The organism is Candidatus Amarobacter glycogenicus (genome assembly GCF_016704105.1).
Lineage (GTDB): Bacteria > Chloroflexota > Dehalococcoidia > Tepidiformales > Tepidiformaceae > Amarobacter > Amarobacter glycogenicus.
Window position 1 is genome coordinate 1 of record NZ_JADJAT010000011.1, and the last position, 5,053, is coordinate 5,053.

Genomic DNA, 5,053 nt, shown 5'->3' on the forward strand with positions numbered 1-5,053 from the left:
GAACGTCTGAAAAACCTGCCACTTTCGGCATGATCTGGTAGACTTGGGCAACCTTGCAAGGAGCCCCGCCGATGCCGAAGCAGCCCGCCTTTCCCGGTCTTCGCGATGCGATGAAGAAGAAGCAGACGCGGCGGGAACTGTTCCTGGCGGAGATGGATGCGGTGGTGCCGTGGGGGCGTCTGCTGGCGCTGATCGCGCCGCACTATCCAAAGGCTGGGGCGAAGGGCGGGCGGCCACCGATGCCGCTGGAAACGATGCTTCGGGTATACTTCCTGCAGAACTGGTATGCGCTGAGCGATCCGATGGCCGAAGAGACGCTGTATGACAGCGAGGCGATGCGGCGGTTCGCCGGGATCGAACTGGGCGATGACCGCATACCCGACGAGACCACCATCCTGAACTTCCGCCATCTGCTGGAGTGGCACGGGCTGACCGAGGCGATCTTCGCCGATGTGAACGCACACCTGTCTGACAAGGGTATCACCCTGCGCTCGGGCACGCTGGTCGATGCGACAATCATTGATGCGCCGTCCTCGACGAAGAACAAGGCGGGCGCGCGCGACCCCGAGATGTCGTCGACGAAGAAGGGCAACGACTGGTATTTCGGCATGAAGGCGCACATCGGCGTGGATGCCGACAGCGGCGTGACCCACAGCCTGGAGACCTCGACGGCCAAGTTGCACGACAGCCAGGTCTGGGACGCCTTGCTGCACGGCGAGGAAACCTCGGTCTGGGCCGACAAGGGCTATGTCAGCGCCGAGCGCGAGGAAGCGTTCAAGGGGTCGGGCAAGGCTTGGGGCGTCATGCGCAAGGCCCCCAAGGGTGGCATGCTGCATCCCCTCGACGAACAGGCCAACCGCATCATCGCGATGGTGCGGGCCAAGGTCGAGCACCCGTTCCGCGTCATCAAGCGCCAGTTCGGCCATGTGAAGACCCGCTACCGCGGCCTCGCCAAGAACCGCGCCCAGCTCTTCACGCTGTTCGCTCTCGGCAACCTGTTCCTGATGCGACGGCGGTTGATGGCATGAGGACGAGCCTGCCCGAAATCCGCCAGACCGCCCCAGCGGCGGGCCTGAAGCCATGAAGAAAAACGCCAGATACCCGTCTCGCGCCCGCCAAGCCAATCAAGCGGCCATCACGGCGCAGCCGAACGCGTTGATCAGACGTTCCTTAAGATTGCGCGGCGTGGTCTGCGGATGATGGAACAGGTCAAGGTGCCGATCATTGGCGTGATCGAAAACATGAGCGGCTTTACCTGTCCGTCCTGTGGCGATGTCACCCATATTTTCATCAGGCGGCGAAGGGCTATTGCGGGGGGTTGGGCGTACCTGTTGTGACCGTGACTGATGCCGACGGTAAGAACCCCGTTCATAACGGTGGTCCGCCGCAACGGCTCTGTATTGCGCCACGCGGTAGCAGGCCTGATCACGGCAATGCCCGATTGCACTGCCATCTTCGCGCCACACGCCAATTCCTATCGCCGACTCTGCCCGGACAGCCTCGCGCCGACGACAGCTACATGGGGTTACGAAACAGAACCGCCGCGCTGCGAGTCCAGGTGGTCCCAATACCGCCCGCCGAATCGAACATCGCGTTTCGGGAGCGGATGCAAATCCTTATCTGGTTATCGCCGCAGTTCTCGCTTCCGCGCTGGACGGGATCGGTGCGGCCGTGGAACTCCGCCCGCGCACGTGACCGGCAGAGCTATGCTTGAATTTGGGTGACGCGGCCTGATCAAGCGGCGCTGATTTTGGCGGGATCGGTTTTGGCGACCCCGTCGGTGAATTTGACGCCTTCGATGACGCGTGGCAACTGATTTGCGCCGTTGAGGCGTCGCCATGTCCTTGATGCTGCTTGCACTAGGGTGAAGACCATCAGCTTTACGGTCTTTTGTGACAGAGCGCCCTTGGTGCGCACGGTTCGGTGGCGGACGGTGGCAAACACGCTTTCGACGGGGTTGGAGGTGCGCAGGTGATCCCAGTGTTCGGCCGGGCAGTGGAAGAAGGTCAGCATGGTCTCGGCGTCCTTGGCCAGGCAGGCGACGGCGGGGGCGTATTTGACCCCGTATTTTTCCGTGAATACCTTGATGGCGGCCAGAGCCGCTGCCTTCGTTTCAGCATGATGGATATCTTGCAGGTCGGAGGTGACGGCCGGGGCCATGGACTTCGGGAACTTGTTGAGAACATTGGATATCTTGTGGAACCAGCAGCGCTGGTGACGGGTGCCGGGAAATACTTCGTCGATCGCCTTCCAGAACCCCAGTGCCCCGTCGCCGACAGCCACCTCGGGGGCGATGGCCAGCCCGCGGGCCTTGATATCGATCAGCAACTCCCGCCAGCTCTGCGCGCTTTCGCGGATCCCGACATGGAAGCCGAGCAGTTCCTTCCTGCCCTCCGGCGTTGCCCCGATGATCACCAGGATACATTCAGCCTCAGGTTCCATCCGCGCCTGCAGGTAAACCCCATCCGCCCAAATGTAGACGTAGCGCCGCGCCGAGAGATCACGGCCCTGCCATCGGTCGTATTCCTCCTGCCAACCGGCGGTGAGGCGCGCGATCACGCCGGGCGACAGGTTCGGCGCGTCCGCACCAAGGATGGCAGACAGCGCTTCCTGGAAATCGCCGGTGGAGACGCCGCGCAGGTAAAGCGCCGGCAATAGGGCATCGAGGCTTTTCGAGCGACGCGCCCATTTCGGCAGGATATTGGAGGCGAAGCGGATCTTCGCTTCGACCGGCAGGTCCGTCGCCCGGTCGCGCACTTTCTGACGCCTGACCTCGATCGGGCCAATCCCGGTCTGGATCACCCGTTCAGGCCCGGCACCATGCCGAACAACGCGTTGGCGGCCATCGGCAAGCAGGTCTTCGGAAAACCTGGCGACAAAGCCGTCGGCCTCCGCTTTCAACGCCGCCATCAACATGCGCCGCGCGCCATCACGAGCGATCTCGGTCAGCGGGTCAATGACCGAACCAGGCTGGCGGAAGGGGATGATCGTGGTATCGTCTGTCATAGGCGTATCGCTCCTCTGGAGGTTCTGGCAGGCTTCGACACCCGCCACGATACGCCTTCCCTCAAACTCAAACCGATTTCACCCAGAAGTGAGCCAGTTTCCACCCGAAGTGGGCCACCTCTGATTATGGATTTCGGTTCATGCTGGGGGTCAAGGTCTGTGTAGGCCGTGTTGACAAAAGGGATTCACGCGGGCCGTTGAACGTGATTCAAGCTGGTGTCTGCGATGGAGATCAGCTTGGCACGAGACTTGATGTCCGATGATGAGTGGGCGTTTCATGAGCGCTTCATCCTGGCGATCCGCGCTCTGAACGGGCGCAAACCTTCGAACCATAGACTTGTTCTGGATGGGATTTTCTGGATTGCCCGGACGGGCTCGCCCTGGCGCGACCTGCCCGAGGAGTTCGGCAAGTGGTCCTCCGTCTACCGTCAGTTCCGGCGCTGGACCCTAGCGGGGCTATGGGAGCAGATCATGGACGCATTGAACGAGAGCAGACTGGTCCCCGACGCCCTGCAGATGATCGACAGCACTGTAATCCGCGCCCATCATCAGGCAGCGGGCGCAAAAGGGGGGCTCCGCGACAGGGTTTCGGCCGCTCAAGGGGTGGCTTCACGACCAAGATCCACCTCCGCGTCAACGGTGCGGGCCTGCCCATGAGGTCGGAGATCACGCCGGGTCAGACGTCAGACTATCTTGGCTTCGATCTGGTCATGGACGACAACCTGCCGGAGCCCTGTGTCCTGCTGGCGGATCGCGGCTATGACTCTGACAATGTTCGCAAAACCATGGAGGCGCGCAACGTCGTGCCGGTGATCCCGATGCGAAAGTCCCGAAAGCTGCGTATCGCCGTAGACCGCACACTCTACCGGCTGCGCAACCTCGTAGAGCGGTGCTTCAACAAGCTGAAAAACGCTCGGCGCGTCGCCACCCGCTACGACAAAACCGCCGAAAGCTTCCTCGGTTTCATCGACATAACGTCCATCCGCCTCTGGCTTCGCCATTTGTCAACATGACCTAGACAAAAGCGCTTGTGAAAAGAGCACTGTCTAATTGCAGAATTAGTGGGAGAAGCTATGCCTTTCGATTTTTTGCGCGCCGAAGGCGGGAGGTTAAACCTCAACTATTTTTACGTTAAGCAGTTTCCGGCATTCTCCCCGACTTCTACACCGAACCCCGCCTCGCCTTCATCACCCCCAAGGTGCTGGAACTCACCTACACCTCGCACAGGCCTTGCCCCTTCGCCCGCGATCTCGGCCATGACGGCCCGCCCTTTGCCTGGGACGAGGAGACGCGATAGGTCGAGAGCAAGTCAGTTGATCAGTAGTCCGTCTCGACATACAGCTGCGGCAGGTCAGGGAGGGACCGACCCCAAATCCGCGAAGACGACCGCCTGCGGCAGCGCCGAGGCCTCGCGGCGCGCCGGGCGGCAGGTCGTAGGCCTCCGGTCTTGACGAGACGGCCTCAATGCCGCGCGTCATTATCCGGTAATCGAGATGAGCCGCAGCCGGGATGGACCACAAAGCCGTCATGGGCGAGCGTGATGACATCGGCCGGGTCGAGCGCCAGCCGCGATGGCGGCAGCCGGAAGGCCGCGCTTTCCCGACCCGTCCAAGCTTCCATCAGCGCGCGGCGGCAGCGACGCTCGGCTTCCTCGGGCGGCACTGCCAGCCCCGGCTTGCCTGAAGACCAGCGGCGGCTGGTCAGGCTCGACGATGCCATCGCGCCAAGAAATCCCCGCACGCAGATCGCGACGGCCGAGCTGCTTGCCCGCCAGCGCGGCCCAGAAGCCGATCGATCCCGGACTGGGTTCCACCAGGCCCGCACGGCCCTGCGCCACCTGTGCCGCAGGCAGAGCGGAGACGCTTCTCGCCCCAAGGCACCGGCCGCTGTCGCCGCCGAAAGCTCAAGGACGCGCTTCCGATCAGCATCACGCAGGCTCGCCATGATCTCGAGACACAGGGATGACGCGTCTGGCCGGGAGCTGAAGCCCACCAGCGAACCTTGGGAGGGAGTCTGTGATGGCAGAAAGCTTCCCGAAGCCCCACTA

The 5,053-nt window shown here is 62.5% G+C and carries 3 protein-coding genes and 3 pseudogenes; 4 read left to right on the plus strand and 2 right to left on the minus strand.

Features of this window, described 5'->3' with window-relative positions; all coding sequences use genetic code 11:
* Positions 1-71 precede the first annotated feature (71 nt).
* The 3 genes and pseudogenes from IPG14_RS10705 to IPG14_RS10715 all read left to right on the plus strand — a co-directional run.
* A complete protein-coding gene (locus IPG14_RS10705; RefSeq protein WP_343391807.1) occupies positions 72-1,028 on the plus strand; it encodes an IS5 family transposase in 957 nt (318 codons plus the stop codon).
* A gap of 141 nt (positions 1,029-1,169) precedes the next feature.
* Positions 1,170-1,289: pseudogene (locus IPG14_RS10710) on the plus strand (P-loop NTPase); the annotation flags it as partial.
* A 105-nt stretch (positions 1,290-1,394) separates the two neighbouring features.
* Positions 1,395-1,662 (plus strand): annotated as a pseudogene (locus tag IPG14_RS10715) (glutamine synthetase); the annotation flags it as partial.
* 72 nt (positions 1,663-1,734) lie between these two features.
* Here the strand turns inward: IPG14_RS10715 and IPG14_RS10720 are convergent.
* The gene (locus IPG14_RS10720; protein ID WP_343391808.1) at positions 1,735-3,006 is read right to left on the minus strand and encodes an IS256 family transposase; all 1,272 of its coding nucleotides are present in this window, start codon (positions 3,004-3,006) and stop codon (positions 1,735-1,737) included.
* 252 nt (positions 3,007-3,258) lie between these two features.
* Here IPG14_RS10720 and IPG14_RS10725 point away from each other — a divergent pair.
* Positions 3,259-4,019: pseudogene (locus IPG14_RS10725) on the plus strand (IS5 family transposase).
* Between the two features lie 448 nt (positions 4,020-4,467).
* Here the strand turns inward: IPG14_RS10725 and IPG14_RS10730 are convergent.
* Entirely contained in the window at positions 4,468-4,725 is a 258-nt protein-coding gene (locus tag IPG14_RS10730) for a phage tail protein (protein ID WP_343391809.1), read from the minus strand.
* Positions 4,726-5,053 lie beyond the last annotated feature (328 nt).